Source organism: Levilactobacillus andaensis (assembly GCF_016861695.1).
Lineage (GTDB): Bacteria > Bacillota > Bacilli > Lactobacillales > Lactobacillaceae > Levilactobacillus > Levilactobacillus andaensis.
The window spans coordinates 75,724-88,622 of record NZ_BOLP01000004.1 but is presented as its reverse complement, the minus strand read 5'-3'; the positions used below and the strand labels follow the sequence as shown (position 1 = coordinate 88,622).

Here is a 12,899-nt window from a genome sequence, read left to right as displayed (position 1 = left end):
TTTATGACTGAAATTGATGAAAACTTAGTTCGTAAAATTGTCCGTGAAGTCCTAGCACAAACACAAACTGATCAAACCATTGATTTTCAGAAGAAAGGTAGCGCTGTAGCTACTTCTGAAAGCACTTCATACACTGGGGATGCAGTCCCAGAAAAGGACGTTGCTTGGTTCCAATCAGTTGGTTTAGCTAAGCCAGGTTATTCTAAGGATGAAATTGTGATTGCTGTAGCACCTGCCTTTGCAACGGTGCTGACTAAGACTGAATCTGGCGTTTCTCATCAGGAAGCATTACGTCAAATTATTGCTGGAATTGAAGAGGAAGGGCTAAAAGCACGGGTCATTAAAGCTTACGATACCTCTGACGTTTCATTCATGGCCGTAGAGGCTGACCATTTGTCAGGTTCCGGGATTTCCGTTGGGATTCAATCAAAAGGGACTGTGATCATTCATCAGAAGGATCAAGAAGCTCTAAACAACTTGGAATTATTCCCAGAGGCACCCGTTATCGATGCCAAGATGTTCCGTCAAATCGGTAAAAATGCGGCTCGTTATGCAAAGGGTGATTCTCCAGAGCCTGTTTCACAACCAAACGACCAAATGGCTCGGCCCAACTTCCAAGCAATCTCTGCCATCTTACATATTCGTGAGACGCACCAGGTTGTTCCTGGTAAGCCAGCAGAAGAGATCAAAGTCACATTTTAAGGAGAGGTATCAATGAGCGATATTAACGATTTAGTTGCAAACATTTTAAAGCAGGTTAATAATTCTGATACCGCGTCTACTGGATCAACTAATTCATCGAGTACCAGCGTTAGTGACGGTAAGCAGTATGGTGTCAAGGATTATCCACTATATGAAAAACATCGGGACATCATTAGAACACCTTCTGGTAAGGCATTGAATGATGTCACCCTTGATGACATTCAAAACAATCGGGTTGACCGGAAAGACTTACGGATCACGGCCGAAGCACTTAAGATGCAGGGGGATGTCGCCGGAGATGCTGGGCGGAAGACGTTGCAAATGAACTTTGACCGCGCGGCAGAATTGACTAAAATTCCTGACGACCGTTTGCTGGAAATGTACAATGCACTGCGGCCATACCGTTCTTCTAAGGATGAACTCCTGAGTATTGCCAATGAATTACGGACTAAGTACGATGCTAATATTTGTGCGGCATGGTTTGAAGAAGCCGCAAAATACTACGAAAGCCGTAAGAAGCTTAAAGGAGATAAGTAGGAAAAGTCGAAAAAGGGTGTTTAGGCATGGCAATGAAAAATGTGATTGGTGTTGATATTGGAAATTCGTCAACTGAAGTTGCACTAGCTAATGTTTCCGATAGTGGAGAGGCAAATTTTATTGGATCAGGGATAGCTGCAACAACGGGTATTAAGGGTACCAAAGAAAATTTAGTTGGTATTCGTGATTCAATCAATCAGGTGTTAGATAAGACTAATTTATCAATTAATGATATTGATTTAATTAGAATTAACGAAGCCACTCCGGTTATCGGGGACGTGGCCATGGAAACGATTACGGAGACAATTGTCACGGAATCAACCATGATTGGCCATAACCCTGACACACCAGGTGGCATGGGAACTGCATCCGGGGTTACAATTCCAATTTTAGATTTAGCTGAGGAAAATGATAAGAGTCGTAGTTACATTGTAATTGTTCCCAAGGAACTCGACTTTGAAAATTGTGCTAAGTTGATCAATGCGTACATCGCGGTTGGTTACGATGTAACAGCTGCCATTCTACAAAATGATGATGCGGTCCTTGTTGATAATCGGTTGAATAAGCAAATTCCGATTGTGGATGAGGTTGCTCTGATTGATAAGGTGCCAGTTCGAATGCTAGCTGCTGTTGAGGTGGCTGGACCAGGACAAGTTATTTCCCAATTAGCTAATCCATATGGGATTGCTACGCTGTTTAACCTTAATTCTGAAGAAACCCGAAATATTGTTCCCGTTTCGCGTGCTCTGATTGGTAACCGTTCGGCGGTCGTCATTAAGACGCCAGAAGGCGATGTTAAGGCCCGTGTAATTCCTGCTGGTAAAATTATCATTGATGGTGAGACTGGAAAAGAAGAAGTTGGTGTCTCAAGGGGTGCCGACGCAATTATGAAAAAGGTTTCCAATTTCCGCCACATTAAGGATATTACCGGGGAATCCGGGACAAACATTGGTGGTATGCTGGAAAAGGTTCGTCAGACGATGGCGACTTTAACTGGCAAACAGAATAAGGATGTCGCGATTCAAGACTTATTGGCAATCGACACTCAAGTTCCAGTAAAAGTTACGGGGGGCTTGGCAGGAGAATTCTTGAATGAATCAGCTGTTGGGATTGCTGCGATGGTTAAGTCTGATCACTTGCAGATGGAAGTGATTGCTAAACTGATTGAGAAGGAACTCAATGTTAAAGTCGAAATTGGTGGTGCAGAGGTTGAATCAGCCATTCATGGTGCGCTGACAACACCTGGCACGTCTAAGCCGATTGCAATTCTTGACTTTGGAGCTGGATCTACGGATGCTTCCATTATTGACAAGGAAGATAAGATGATTGCGATTCATCTTGCCGGTGCGGGTGATATGGTTACTATGATTATCAATTCCGAACTGGGCTTGTCTGATCCTTACTTAGCCGAGGATATTAAACGCTATCCATTGGCTAAAGTTGAAAATCTTTTCCAGTTGCGACATGAAGATGGTTCTGTTCAGTTCTTTGAACATCCTTTGCCATCCGAATTGTTTGCTCGAATTGTGGTCATTAAGCCAGATGGCTATGAACCGGTTACGGGTAATCCAAGCATTGAAAAGATTAAGTTGGTTCGGCAAAGTGCCAAGAAGCGTGTGTTCGTAACGAATGCCATTCGAGCACTAAAGTATGTCAGTCCAACTGGAAACATTCGGGATATTCCGTTTGTGGTTATTGTTGGGGGATCAGCGCTTGACTTTGAAATTCCACAATTAGTTACGGATGAGTTGGCCCATTACAATCTAGTTTCTGGTCGCGGAAATGTTCGTGGCATTATGGGACCACGAAATGCCGTTGCAACTGGATTGGTTCTTCGTTACGCTGAAGAGAGAAGGCTAAGCAATGGCTGATACGCCTGAACGCCCAACAATCGTCATTGGTGTAGATGGAGAGATTTCTACTGCACAGGCTCAATTACAACCGCTCTTGAATGGTATTGAAGAGGAACAGATTCCGAGTTCGATACAAGATATTGCAGTTAGTGATGTTGTTTCTCGGGCATATCAAGCAGCGCTATCTTCCAGATTATCGGTAGGAATTGCATACGATGATCATCGTTATGTGATTCACTATAAGAATTTGCCGGAACACGAGCCATTGTTTGATGTGACGATTGATGATGTGTCGACGTTACGAATGCTAGGAGCCAACGCTGCTCGGTTAGTAAAGGGAATACCCTTTAAGAAATTATCATGAATGGGGATAAAATTATGGAAGCGTTAGGATATGTAGAATGTAACGGACTGTCCAGCGCAACTGTTGCCGCTGATCGCATGTTAAAAACAAGCGACGTTAAACTTAGTAGAATTCGTAATGCTGAAAATGGTTGGATTACACTAGAGTTTACGGGTGACATAGCTGCGTTGAACGTTGCTGTTGAAACTGTCAAGCAGACTTTGCCCAAGGAATACATTGCTGGTCTGGTGATTGGTAGTCCTGCTGATGGATTGAATAAATTAGGAAGTTCGGGGGCCAGTGATGTGGCACCACAGGGCTTTAATCCTGAAAAGTATAATCCGGATGGCTCGATGAAGGAGTCAGCCATGTTTGGACCACATCCTGAGCACCATGTTATGAAGACTCAAAATGCAGTGCAAAAGGTGAATGTTGACCCCCAAGCGAAGACAGCGAGAATTAGTACGGATGATAGTCCGAAGACGCAAGCAACTGGTGAGTCTGGCGATGATCAACCTAGTGATCGGCCCACTTGTAACCTGTGTGGCGATCCAAAATGCCCTCGTAAGTTGGGTGAACCACATAACAAGTGTATTCACTATAATGAGCTGGAGCATAAAGTTGAACTGAATAAAAAGGATAAACCCAAGAAGAATTAGGAGGAAGAACAAATGAATAATGCTTTGGGAATGATTGAAACTAGAGGATTAGTACCTTCGATTGAAGCTGCAGATGCCATGGTCAAAGCAGCTAACGTTCAATTGACTGGCCAAGAAAAAATTGGTGCTGGCTTAGTTACTGTTATGATTCGTGGCGATGTTGGTGCTGTAAAGGCTGCTGTTGATGCAGGACTTCAAGCGGCTCAATCTGTTGGTGAGGTAGTTTCATCATACGTCATCCCTCGTCCACATAGTGAGGTTGAAAATATCTTACCGGTTGTTGCAGACATCCCTGCAGAATAACAATCTAATTATATTTAATGGGCTGGAGGTGTGCTGATGGATGACTTAGTTCAAAAAGTTATTAAGAAATTAAAGGAGAGACAAACTGCGAATACAGTTCTTTCCCTTAATGAGTTGCCATCTCCACAGGATAAGCAGGTGTTTGTTGACTATGGTAGTGTTATTTTAGACAATGTTTCCATCCAGTTCATCAAGGATCTCTATTCGCTAAAAACGGACAATGCCTCGGTGTTATGGGTCTTAAATGGCATTAATTATGGTGTCTGCTTCTATCTGAAAGTTAACGCACATGTCATTAATTTTATTCCTCGAGCAATGGTCTTAGACTGGCCAATCAAATTTATCGTTGGTCGTAATTCGCTTATTGTAGGAAGTTATCACAAAATTATTTCTAGAAGAGAAGTCGCTGCTTTACCAGACAATGCAATCCTGATTAAGACTGCCGGACAAGCTCTGACTGATGAGGGATTAGAAATTTGTGATAAGAAGAATATTAAAATAAAGATTAGGACTGAAGAAAATTGTATATGGCTAGAGTAATTGGTAGTGTTGTATCTACCCAAAAAGACCCGTCATTAGTTGGCAAAAAGTTAATGATTGTTCGTCCAATTGATTCGGAACAAAAAGAGATTCGGTTTGAACAAGTTGCTTCCGACACAGTCAACGCTGGTATTGGTGATAATGTATTGGTCACTAGAGGTGCAGGTGCTCGCAGGGCAGATGGTGATTCTCAACGGGATGCTGCGGATGTTAATGACTGTACAATCGTTGGTATCATTGATCGCTTTGACAAATAGAATTTGATGTTAAGGGGTGAGTCTTAGTGGCTATCTACACTAAAGGCGGTGACAAAGGTAAAACGAGTCTATTTGATGGTTTGCGAGTTGAAAAGGATTCTATTCGTGTAGAAACATACGGAACGTTTGATGAACTGAATGCGAATATCAGTCTGGCAGATAAGTTCTGTAAGAGCGAAAAGAATAAAAAAATTTTGCAGACTGTTGAATACCGCATGTTTTACCTTCAAGGCGAAATCGCCACCAAAGACACAGAAAAGTTCTTAAAGCAGAGTCAATTCATCACCGATGATGATACGCATGCACTGGAAAAGGTCATTGATGACTATACTCAGTCATTGCCAACCATCCATAGTTTTATTTTGCCTGGGTCGAGTAAAGCTGGTGCCCAGCTCCATGTTTGTCGAACCATTTGTCGGCGGGCTGAAAGATCGTTTGTCAAACTGTCTAAAAGTATTGAATTTCGTCCGGAGTTGGAAAGATACGTCAATCGGCTCTCAGACTTTCTCTATATCATGGCCCGGTCTGAAGACTATGAGGATTTAATTGACGATGTTACTGAGAAGGTCATTAAAGTCTATTCAAAAATTGAGGACGGTCGTAAAGATGAATGAAGATCAATTAAGCAGTGTGATTAAACAGGTAATTGCGAAGCAACAGACGAATCACTTCTCTTTGAGTAAGATGGAGAAGGTCATCGAAGCCGCTGTACAACGTGCGGATGAATTCAATATTGGTGTTACTATTGCTATTATGCGTAATGATCAAGTGCTTCAGATGAGTTATCATATGCCGAATGCGAACTTAGTAAGTAGTACGCTGGCACCTAAGAAAGCCTGGTCTGCGTTAGCAATGAAACAACCAACAATTGAGATATCCGAGCAGGTTCAACCAGGAGCTGAACTGTACCAGATTGAAACCATGATGGGCGGTCAGCTGACTTCCTTTGGTGGTGGAATCCCTTTAGAGATTAATGGCGAAGTCATTGGCGCCATTGGTGTTAGCGGTGGGGCTGTTAAGCAAGATCAGGCTATTTGTGAAGTGGCTGTTGATACTTTTGAGAAGGAGAGTGATTAGGATTATGGATCAAGGAAAAATGGAAGCGCTTATCCGTGACATTATTGCACAAGAAGCTGGCCGTAGCACGAACCAGCAATCTGGTGGGACTAGAGCCAATCTAGATGATAGCAATACATCACCACTGCTGAGAGACTTGCGTGATTCAGTACTGGAGAAGATTAAAGGTGAGTCTGCCGATGTGGATAACTCTCCTTTATTAGAGGGTATTAAGCAGGATGTAGAGAATAGTATCGGTTAGCGAGGGATGTTCTATGGGTCGTGATATTGAACGAACAATCCAGGAGTACGTGCCCGGTAAGCAAGTGACGTTGGCACACATTGTTGCTAACCCCACTCCTGATATTTATGAAAAATTAGGTATCCAGACACCGAAAAATGCACTGGGAATTTTAACGATTACACCTAGTGAAGCGGCAATTATTGCTGGAGATATTGCCACTAAATCTAGTAATGTGACGCTTGGATTTATCGATCGATTTAGCGGCTCGGTAGTTATTGTTGGTGAAGTCTCAGAGGTTGAATCTGCCTTGAAAGAGGTCATCACGAAGCTGCATGAGCTTCTAGGCTTCGACATTCCAAAGATTACGAGAACTTAAATAAGAGAAAAGGGCCACAGCGTTAGGCCGCGGCTCTTTTCTTATTGAATCTACTAATTGACGTGGGTGGAGTTAGTAATATGTGGCAGTGAGCAGTGTCTAAGGGGGGAATATCCATGCAAGTTGCGCAAGAGATTAAGTTGAATAATGGCTTCAATTGCCGTGATTTAGGTGGATATCAAGCCTCAAATGGATTGACAATTAAGCGGCATCAATTAATTCGTGCAGGTTATTTGTCCGATTTAGATAGTGCAGACCAAAAGGTACTGCATGATTATGGCGTGCGTAGTGTTATTGATTTGAGATCACCAATGGAAGTTATGAGGTATCCGGATCATCTGGGCGGAATCGCACGTTATTTACGAATTTCAGTTTCTAGGCAGGATTTGACGGAAAGTACAGCAAATCTGAGAAATTTGGCTAGCCAATTAAACGACAAAAAAGCTGGATTTCAGCTGATGATGCGTAGTTATCGACAATTAGTCGTCAGTACCGAGGCACAGCAAGCTTATCACCGGTTCTTCAAGTCATTACTCAGTGCTACTCCCGGAGGAATCCTTTTCCACTGTTCTTCTGGTAAGGATCGAACAGGGGTATTAACAGCGCTGATTTTAATGGTACTGGGTATTTCTGACGAAGTGGTTAAAGCGGATTACCTAAATAGTAATTGGGTTTCTGCAGTGAGAATCAATAACCGACTCAATGGTGCTAAACTAGTAAGTGACAATTTGGCTTATCTGCAATCGATTTTTGACTTGTCCATTGTTCGAGAAGAATACTTTGAACAGATGCTTTCAGTTATCAACAATGAGTACGGCGGGATTAGACCGTATTGTCAAGGCCAGCTGAAACTCAGTGAAGGTGACCTGACTAAACTCAAAGAACTTTTTTTAGAGTAAGATATGAAGGACCGTATCGATATTAAGAGCAGTTTTGCTAACAGAAGTAAGACTGCGTACATAGAAGAGCACAAGCACCAGCTAGACAACTACTAAGGAAGTGGCACTGATGACTAATATTGGCATATTGGTTGGGAGTCTTAGTCAAAAATCTTATAGTCAAAAAATTGCGAATCATTTGATGAAGATACAATTATCGGCAAAATTTGTTCAAGTGAATTATGAAATTTTACCGCTTTATAATCCAGATTTAGAGCAAACGCCGATTTTGGAATGGCAAATTTTCCGCAGTGTAATTGATCATATGGATGCTCTAGTTTTTGTGACACCAGAGTATAATTTTTCTATCCCTGGTGGACTAAAAAATGCGCTTGATGTGTTATCAGTGCCGTTACCACCATCGCATATTGTTCATAAACCAGCTTTGGTTATTACCGATTCTTCTGGTGAACGTGGGGGAGCCAATGCAAATGCCCACATTCAGCAGTTGCTACGTTATATGGGAATGAATGTTAGAAATGATTTTATCACCATTGGTAAAGTTCAAGAATCATTTGATGATCAGGATAGATTACTTAATCAGCAAGTGTCAAAGGAACTAAATGAAGCGATAAAAAACTTTGTCGATATGATAGAACTACAAAATAATTAGATAGATTAAGATGAGGTGACACGGATGGTTCAGCGTAATCGGAAATTATTGACACAGGCAAATCAGCAACTCCAACAGTTTGCCCAGGTGGTGAACAGTGATAAGGCAGTTCGTCCGGTCGGTAAGGATGAGTCCCTACGTGTGGGAGTTGACTTAGGGACTTCGAGTATTGTGATGGTTGTCTTGGATGAAGACAACCAAGTTATTTACGGTAACTTTGAATACGATCACGCTGTCCGAGATGGCTTAGTTGTGAATTTTATGGATTCTGTCCATATCTTAAGTCGATTAAAGAAACAAGCAGAGACTATTTTGGGAGTATCTCTAACTACTGCTTGTGGTGCAATTCCACCTGGAACGGGGGCTGGCAGCGCTAAGATTGTAGCAAATGTGATTGAATCGGCTGGATTCGTTTGTCGAGAAGTAGTTGATGAACCAACTGCTGCCGCGAAGTTTTTACGGGTGACAAGCGGAACAGTCGTAGACATCGGTGGGGGAACCACTGGAGTTAGTGTTTTTAAGAATAAAAAATTGATGCAGGTCAGTGATGAAGCCACTGGCGGATTTCATATGTCACTTGTAGTAGCTGGACATAATGGCTGGGATATGGATAAGGCTGAACAGGCAAAACGGGATCCAGTTCAAGAAGACGATGTGTTTGCATTAATCCGGCCAGTGGTTGAGAAGATGGCAGCTATCACCAGTGATGTTACCAAGGGGTCTCCGCAGAATCCAGTAATCGTCGTTGGTGGAGCCATCAACTTTAAGGACTTTATTGATACATTTAGTAAAGCATTGGGTACGCCAGCCTACAAGCCAGACTTTCCCCAGTTTGTGACACCGATTGGAATTGCAATGTACGATCATGAAGCATAATTGTTTGCCGTAAAAGACCACTTAATGGGTCGATAACGACGGTGTAAGTTAAGGCAGGTAGTTTTCCCAGATAGGGTTAGTTTACCTTTAAACCGGGTTTTATAGGCAGAAAAAGTAATTATGAATCGAATGAAAAAGTAGTAACGCCACGACCCCATCGGTCACCGCGTTACTACTTTTTGTCAGTCCTGATTCTGTTGTTTAAGCTGTTCCTGAGCGAAGAGGCGGACGGCTAATTGTCGACTGGGCGTCAGTTGTAGATAAGCGACATCGAACGCTGCATCCTGCGTGAACAGGGTGTCGCTGAAGCGTGGATCGATAGCCGATTTATGTACACCGAGGACGTCGGCAAGCAACTGTACGTTCTCTGGGCTGGGGGTTGATCGTTGTGCGAAATATCCCGAAAGTGTCGAGGAGGGAATGCCAGTTTTGGCGGCAAGGTCGCCTTGGGTCATGCCCCGTGAGGCCGTTTTTAAATTTTGAGCAATAAGTCGTCGAATATTTTTTTCGAATGAAGACAATTCATGGCGGGGCATCGCACTCACTCCTTTACGTATAAGTATGGGTCTAAAGGTTACTCGCTACTTTTGGAAACTAGATCTGCGCAAAGCCAGTCGTTTGTATAGAATAAAAGACTAACTTCAGTTCGGATAGTTGGCTAACAAACGGCACAGATTTGGCGACAGTGTGCGTCAATTTTAACCACGGCCAAGTGGCTGACTGATCCCATGACCAACAAGAAATTGGCCTTAAACAAGAGTAGCTAAAACTTTTGAACCTTTAGTTTGGTCAAGTAAAACATATAAATGGGTAACATAACAGCAAATTGCTTACGGCCAGTGCGTAGATAGTGCTCCTTGGGTTAACTGCTACGACGGAGGTGTTCGCAAGACCGGTCGTGAACGATGAGTTGTCATTTATGTGACCCGGAAACCGCATTTTCCAGACTGGGAAATAATCCGCTGTCGTCATTATAACGAATAGATTGCGCGCAAGCAAACTTATTTAGTTGATTAACTGCTGAAAGTAATTGACAAAACGAATAAACTCGCTTAATATACAAAAGTGTTTGTAAGGAGGTGTGCGTGATGGAGAAAGTGCAGATTACACTTGACGCCGCTCGCCACAATGCGGGTTACTCGCAAAAAGAGGCTGCGGCACGTTTGGGAATTCACTATCAAACGTTGGCATCCTGGGAACGTGATAGCTCCAACTTAGGTTTAGCCACCATCGAACGCCTATCTCAACTCTATCAAATTCCAAAGGCTGTCCTTTTTTTGGCAAGAAAAACGATTTTATTCGTTCTTTGCGCGAACGGGCTGCTAGGAACTAAATAGGCGTTCTAGGGGGGACCGGGCTGATCCGGTTACAAAAACAGAATTAGGATCACCGTCGCCGAGGAGCAGCTCCAAGGCGATATTTTTTTTGAAAAATTTTTGCTAAACAAATCGAGTAGGTTTAGGGTCAATCGGGTGAACTAGTTGGGCATCCCCAAACTCGGAGAAACGTTGTGGTTGTAGGATTGTTGTTAGTAAAACGATAAACCTAAAAAGCTATAAACTATTTGTGCGGTATCACACAATTCAGGGGGTTGCTGAACGGAAGTGCATAAAAAGGCTTTACAATTGTGCACGAATCCGGTATGCTATTGATGATAAATGAAAGGGGTTTCATACAATGACATTAACTACTGAACAACTCGCTAAATACATGGACCACACTAATTTAAAGGCAGATGCTACCGAAGCAAGCATTAAGCAAACTTGTGACGAAGCTGCAAAATTTAACACGGCTTCAGTCTGTGTGAACTCTTACTGGATTCCGTTCGTTGCTGAGCAATTAAAAGGCACAACTGTTAATCCAATCGCCGTTGTTGGCTTCCCACTAGGGGCAATGGCAACCGCTAGTGAGGTTTTCGAAGCGCAAAAGGCGATCGACGATGGTGCCGAAGAAATCGACATGGTGATCAACGTTGGTGAATTGAAGTCTGGTAACAATGATGTTGTTGAAGCCGACATTAAGGCATTAGCAACCGCCGTTCATGCTAAAGGTAAGTTGCTCAAAGTTATTCTTGAAACTTGCTTATTAACTAAAGAAGAAATCGTTCTTGGTTGCCAATTAAGTGAAAAGGCCGGTGCCGACTTTGTTAAGACGTCCACTGGGTTCTCCACTGCTGGTGCCAAACTAGAAGATGTTAAATTGATGCGCGAAACTGTCGGCGACCGTTTAGGCGTTAAGGCCTCAGGTGGGATCCACAGTCGCGAAGAAGCATTGGCCATGATCGATGCCGGTGCCAGTCGTTTAGGTGTTAGTGCGACGGTGGCTATCTTAACGGGTGACGCTGCAAGTGCTAAGGCTGGTTATTAGAATTTAATTTGTGAAAGCGGGGATACAGGTATGAAGTTCAAACGAGTTTTTGGTTTAGTTATGGATTCAGTCGGTGCAGGTGCTGCACCCGACGCCGCCAAGTATGGCGATGAAGGTTCCGACACTTTGGGCCACGTTGGTCACCATTTCGCTGGTAAGCTGGCACTGCCTAACTTAGCTAAAATTGGGTTATCTAACCTGCGGGACACGCCTATCGAAGGAGTTCCCGTAGCCGACGATCCTCACGCGTACTATGGTAAGATGCGTGAGATTTCTGCAGGTAAGGATTCGATGGATGGTCACTGGGAAATGATGGGCTTGCCGGTTCGCAAGGCTTTGAGCACGTTCCCTAATGGGTTCCCCCAAGACATCATCGATAAATTGGAAGCGTTTTCCGGTCGGAAGGTCATCGGTAACCGTCCAGAATCTGGGACCAAGATTATTGCTGAACTTGGGGAACAACAGATGGAGAAGGGCGATTTGATCGTCTATACCTCTGGCGACTCCGTTATCCAGATTGCGGCGCACGAAGATATTATCCCGCTCGACGAACTCTACAAGATCTGTGAGTACGCGCGTTCATTAGTTAATGGTCCAGAATACTTAGTTGGCCGGATCATCGCTCGTCCCTATGTTGGACCAGATGCCGATCACTTTACCCGGACGGCTAACCGGCGGGACTTCACGTTGGAGCCAACTGCTGAAACCGATATGGATCGTTTACAAGCAGCTGGCGTTCACGTCGTTGGTGTTGGGAAGATCAACGATATCTTCTCTGGCCATGGAATCGACGAAGGCTACCACAACGAAAGCAACATGGATGGAATGGACCACGTCGACCACGTCATGACGGAAGACTTTACTGGCTTTTGCTTCATTAACTTAGTTGATTTCGATGCCATGTACGGTCACCGGCGGAACCCAGAAGGCTTTGGGAACGCCCTGATGGACTTTGATAAACGGCTCGGCACCGTATTGGACAACATGAACGACGATGACCTCTTGATGATTACCGCCGACCATGGGAATGACCCAACATTTACGGGTTCAGACCACACGCGTGAACAGGTGCCATTACTGGTTTACTCACCAAGCTTTAAGCAAGGTGGGAGCTTAGGCGTTCGTTCTCCATTTGCTGATTTCGGGGCAACCGTCTTAGATAACTTTGGCGTGGCTGGTAACGGTGAAGGCCACAGTTTCTTAGCAGACTTGAAATAGTTAACCACAACCATTTT

19 protein-coding genes are annotated in these 12,899 nt (G+C 43.6%); 18 read left to right on the top strand and 1 reads right to left on the bottom strand.

Annotated elements, in window-relative coordinates; translation table 11 throughout:
- The first annotated feature begins 3 nt into the window (after nucleotides 1–3).
- The 15 genes from JUF10_RS02910 (at nucleotide 4) to eutJ (ending at nucleotide 9,297) form a co-directional block, all read left to right on the top strand.
- Nucleotides 4–702 (top strand): propanediol/glycerol family dehydratase medium subunit, encoded by a 699-nt coding sequence (locus tag JUF10_RS02910; RefSeq protein ID WP_203640750.1) that lies wholly within the window; start codon nucleotides 4–6, stop codon nucleotides 700–702.
- Nucleotides 703–714: 12 nt separating this feature from the next.
- Complete coding sequence (locus tag JUF10_RS02905) at nucleotides 715–1,239, top strand: diol dehydratase small subunit (protein ID WP_203640749.1); 525 nt, start codon at nucleotides 715–717, stop codon at nucleotides 1,237–1,239.
- Between the two features lie 26 nt (nucleotides 1,240–1,265).
- Nucleotides 1,266–3,110, top strand: coding sequence for a diol dehydratase reactivase subunit alpha (locus tag JUF10_RS02900; protein WP_308440199.1), 1,845 nt, complete (start codon nucleotides 1,266–1,268; stop codon nucleotides 3,108–3,110).
- Nucleotides 3,103–3,456, top strand: a complete 354-nt coding sequence (locus JUF10_RS02895) for a glycerol dehydratase reactivase beta/small subunit family protein (RefSeq protein WP_203640748.1) — start codon at nucleotides 3,103–3,105, stop codon at nucleotides 3,454–3,456. Before JUF10_RS02900 ends, JUF10_RS02895 begins: the two co-directional genes overlap by 8 nt.
- Nucleotides 3,457–3,470: 14 nt before the next feature.
- A complete protein-coding gene (locus JUF10_RS02890) occupies nucleotides 3,471–4,094 on the top strand; it encodes a BMC domain-containing protein (protein WP_203640747.1) in 624 nt (207 codons plus the stop codon).
- A 12-nt stretch (nucleotides 4,095–4,106) separates the two neighbouring features.
- The gene (locus JUF10_RS02885) at nucleotides 4,107–4,397 is read left to right on the top strand and encodes a BMC domain-containing protein (RefSeq protein ID WP_203640746.1); all 291 of its coding nucleotides are present in this window, start codon (nucleotides 4,107–4,109) and stop codon (nucleotides 4,395–4,397) included.
- A gap of 36 nt (nucleotides 4,398–4,433) precedes the next feature.
- Nucleotides 4,434–4,937, top strand: a complete 504-nt coding sequence (pduM, locus tag JUF10_RS02880) for a PduM family microcompartment protein (protein WP_203640745.1) — start codon at nucleotides 4,434–4,436, stop codon at nucleotides 4,935–4,937.
- Nucleotides 4,919–5,194, top strand: coding sequence for a EutN/CcmL family microcompartment protein (locus JUF10_RS02875; RefSeq protein ID WP_505737543.1), 276 nt, complete (start codon nucleotides 4,919–4,921; stop codon nucleotides 5,192–5,194). Before pduM ends, JUF10_RS02875 begins: the two co-directional genes overlap by 19 nt.
- 26 nt (nucleotides 5,195–5,220) lie before the next feature.
- Nucleotides 5,221–5,808 (top strand): cob(I)yrinic acid a,c-diamide adenosyltransferase, encoded by a 588-nt coding sequence (locus JUF10_RS02870; protein WP_203640743.1) that lies wholly within the window; start codon nucleotides 5,221–5,223, stop codon nucleotides 5,806–5,808.
- Nucleotides 5,801–6,271: a GlcG/HbpS family heme-binding protein gene (locus JUF10_RS02865; RefSeq protein WP_203640742.1), complete on the top strand. Its 471-nt coding sequence runs from the start codon at nucleotides 5,801–5,803 to the stop codon at nucleotides 6,269–6,271. Before JUF10_RS02870 ends, JUF10_RS02865 begins: the two co-directional genes overlap by 8 nt.
- A gap of 4 nt (nucleotides 6,272–6,275) precedes the next feature.
- A complete protein-coding gene (locus JUF10_RS02860; RefSeq protein WP_203640741.1) occupies nucleotides 6,276–6,512 on the top strand; it encodes a hypothetical protein in 237 nt (78 codons plus the stop codon).
- Nucleotides 6,513–6,525: 13 nt separating this feature from the next.
- Nucleotides 6,526–6,870 carry a BMC domain-containing protein gene (locus JUF10_RS02855; RefSeq protein ID WP_048735691.1) on the top strand — a complete coding sequence of 115 codons (345 nt, stop codon included), beginning with the start codon at nucleotides 6,526–6,528 and terminating at the stop codon, nucleotides 6,868–6,870.
- 116 nt (nucleotides 6,871–6,986) lie between these two features.
- Nucleotides 6,987–7,769, top strand: coding sequence for a tyrosine-protein phosphatase (locus tag JUF10_RS02850; protein ID WP_203640740.1), 783 nt, complete (start codon nucleotides 6,987–6,989; stop codon nucleotides 7,767–7,769).
- A gap of 109 nt (nucleotides 7,770–7,878) precedes the next feature.
- Nucleotides 7,879–8,421 (top strand): NADPH-dependent FMN reductase, encoded by a 543-nt coding sequence (locus tag JUF10_RS02845; RefSeq protein ID WP_203640739.1) that lies wholly within the window; start codon nucleotides 7,879–7,881, stop codon nucleotides 8,419–8,421.
- Nucleotides 8,422–8,445: 24 nt separating this feature from the next.
- Nucleotides 8,446–9,297 (top strand): ethanolamine utilization protein EutJ, encoded by an 852-nt coding sequence (gene eutJ / locus JUF10_RS02840; protein ID WP_203640738.1) that lies wholly within the window; start codon nucleotides 8,446–8,448, stop codon nucleotides 9,295–9,297.
- Nucleotides 9,298–9,479: 182 nt separating this feature from the next.
- Here the strand turns inward: eutJ and JUF10_RS02835 are convergent, their stop codons facing one another.
- A complete protein-coding gene (locus JUF10_RS02835; protein WP_203640737.1) occupies nucleotides 9,480–9,833 on the bottom strand; it encodes a helix-turn-helix domain-containing protein in 354 nt (117 codons plus the stop codon).
- Nucleotides 9,834–10,385: 552 nt separating this feature from the next.
- Here JUF10_RS02835 and JUF10_RS02830 point away from each other — a divergent pair.
- The 3 genes from JUF10_RS02830 (at nucleotide 10,386) to JUF10_RS02820 (ending at nucleotide 12,882) form a co-directional block, all read left to right on the top strand.
- Nucleotides 10,386–10,634, top strand: a complete 249-nt coding sequence (locus JUF10_RS02830) for a helix-turn-helix domain-containing protein (protein WP_236008144.1) — start codon at nucleotides 10,386–10,388, stop codon at nucleotides 10,632–10,634.
- Between the two features lie 340 nt (nucleotides 10,635–10,974).
- Nucleotides 10,975–11,664 (top strand): deoxyribose-phosphate aldolase, encoded by a 690-nt coding sequence (gene deoC, locus JUF10_RS02825; RefSeq protein ID WP_203640736.1) that lies wholly within the window; start codon nucleotides 10,975–10,977, stop codon nucleotides 11,662–11,664.
- Between the two features lie 30 nt (nucleotides 11,665–11,694).
- The gene (locus JUF10_RS02820; protein ID WP_203640735.1) at nucleotides 11,695–12,882 is read left to right on the top strand and encodes a phosphopentomutase; all 1,188 of its coding nucleotides are present in this window, start codon (nucleotides 11,695–11,697) and stop codon (nucleotides 12,880–12,882) included.
- Nucleotides 12,883–12,899: the final 17 nt, after the last annotated feature.

Bases quoted from the DNA above. Each gene is read 5' to 3' on its own strand.
- JUF10_RS02835 (WP_203640737.1), bottom strand. From the start codon at position 9,833: ATGCCCCGCCATGAATTGTCTTCATTCGAAAAAAATATTCGACGACTT.
- JUF10_RS02850 (WP_203640740.1), top strand. From the start codon at position 6,987: ATGCAAGTTGCGCAAGAGATTAAGTTGAATAATGGCTTCAATTGCCGT.
- JUF10_RS02910 (WP_203640750.1), top strand. From the start codon at position 4: ATGACTGAAATTGATGAAAACTTAGTTCGTAAAATTGTCCGTGAAGTC.
- JUF10_RS02820 (WP_203640735.1), top strand. From the start codon at position 11,695: ATGAAGTTCAAACGAGTTTTTGGTTTAGTTATGGATTCAGTCGGTGCA.
- pduM (WP_203640745.1), top strand. From the start codon at position 4,434: ATGGATGACTTAGTTCAAAAAGTTATTAAGAAATTAAAGGAGAGACAA.
- JUF10_RS02845 (WP_203640739.1), top strand. From the start codon at position 7,879: ATGACTAATATTGGCATATTGGTTGGGAGTCTTAGTCAAAAATCTTAT.
- JUF10_RS02865 (WP_203640742.1), top strand. From the start codon at position 5,801: ATGAATGAAGATCAATTAAGCAGTGTGATTAAACAGGTAATTGCGAAG.
- JUF10_RS02890 (WP_203640747.1), top strand. From the start codon at position 3,471: ATGGAAGCGTTAGGATATGTAGAATGTAACGGACTGTCCAGCGCAACT.
- eutJ (WP_203640738.1), top strand. From the start codon at position 8,446: ATGGTTCAGCGTAATCGGAAATTATTGACACAGGCAAATCAGCAACTC.
- JUF10_RS02895 (WP_203640748.1), top strand. From the start codon at position 3,103: ATGGCTGATACGCCTGAACGCCCAACAATCGTCATTGGTGTAGATGGA.
- JUF10_RS02905 (WP_203640749.1), top strand. From the start codon at position 715: ATGAGCGATATTAACGATTTAGTTGCAAACATTTTAAAGCAGGTTAAT.
- JUF10_RS02900 (WP_308440199.1), top strand. From the start codon at position 1,266: ATGGCAATGAAAAATGTGATTGGTGTTGATATTGGAAATTCGTCAACT.
- JUF10_RS02885 (WP_203640746.1), top strand. From the start codon at position 4,107: ATGAATAATGCTTTGGGAATGATTGAAACTAGAGGATTAGTACCTTCG.
- JUF10_RS02830 (WP_236008144.1), top strand. From the start codon at position 10,386: ATGGAGAAAGTGCAGATTACACTTGACGCCGCTCGCCACAATGCGGGT.
- JUF10_RS02855 (WP_048735691.1), top strand. From the start codon at position 6,526: ATGGGTCGTGATATTGAACGAACAATCCAGGAGTACGTGCCCGGTAAG.
- deoC (WP_203640736.1), top strand. From the start codon at position 10,975: ATGACATTAACTACTGAACAACTCGCTAAATACATGGACCACACTAAT.
- JUF10_RS02860 (WP_203640741.1), top strand. From the start codon at position 6,276: ATGGATCAAGGAAAAATGGAAGCGCTTATCCGTGACATTATTGCACAA.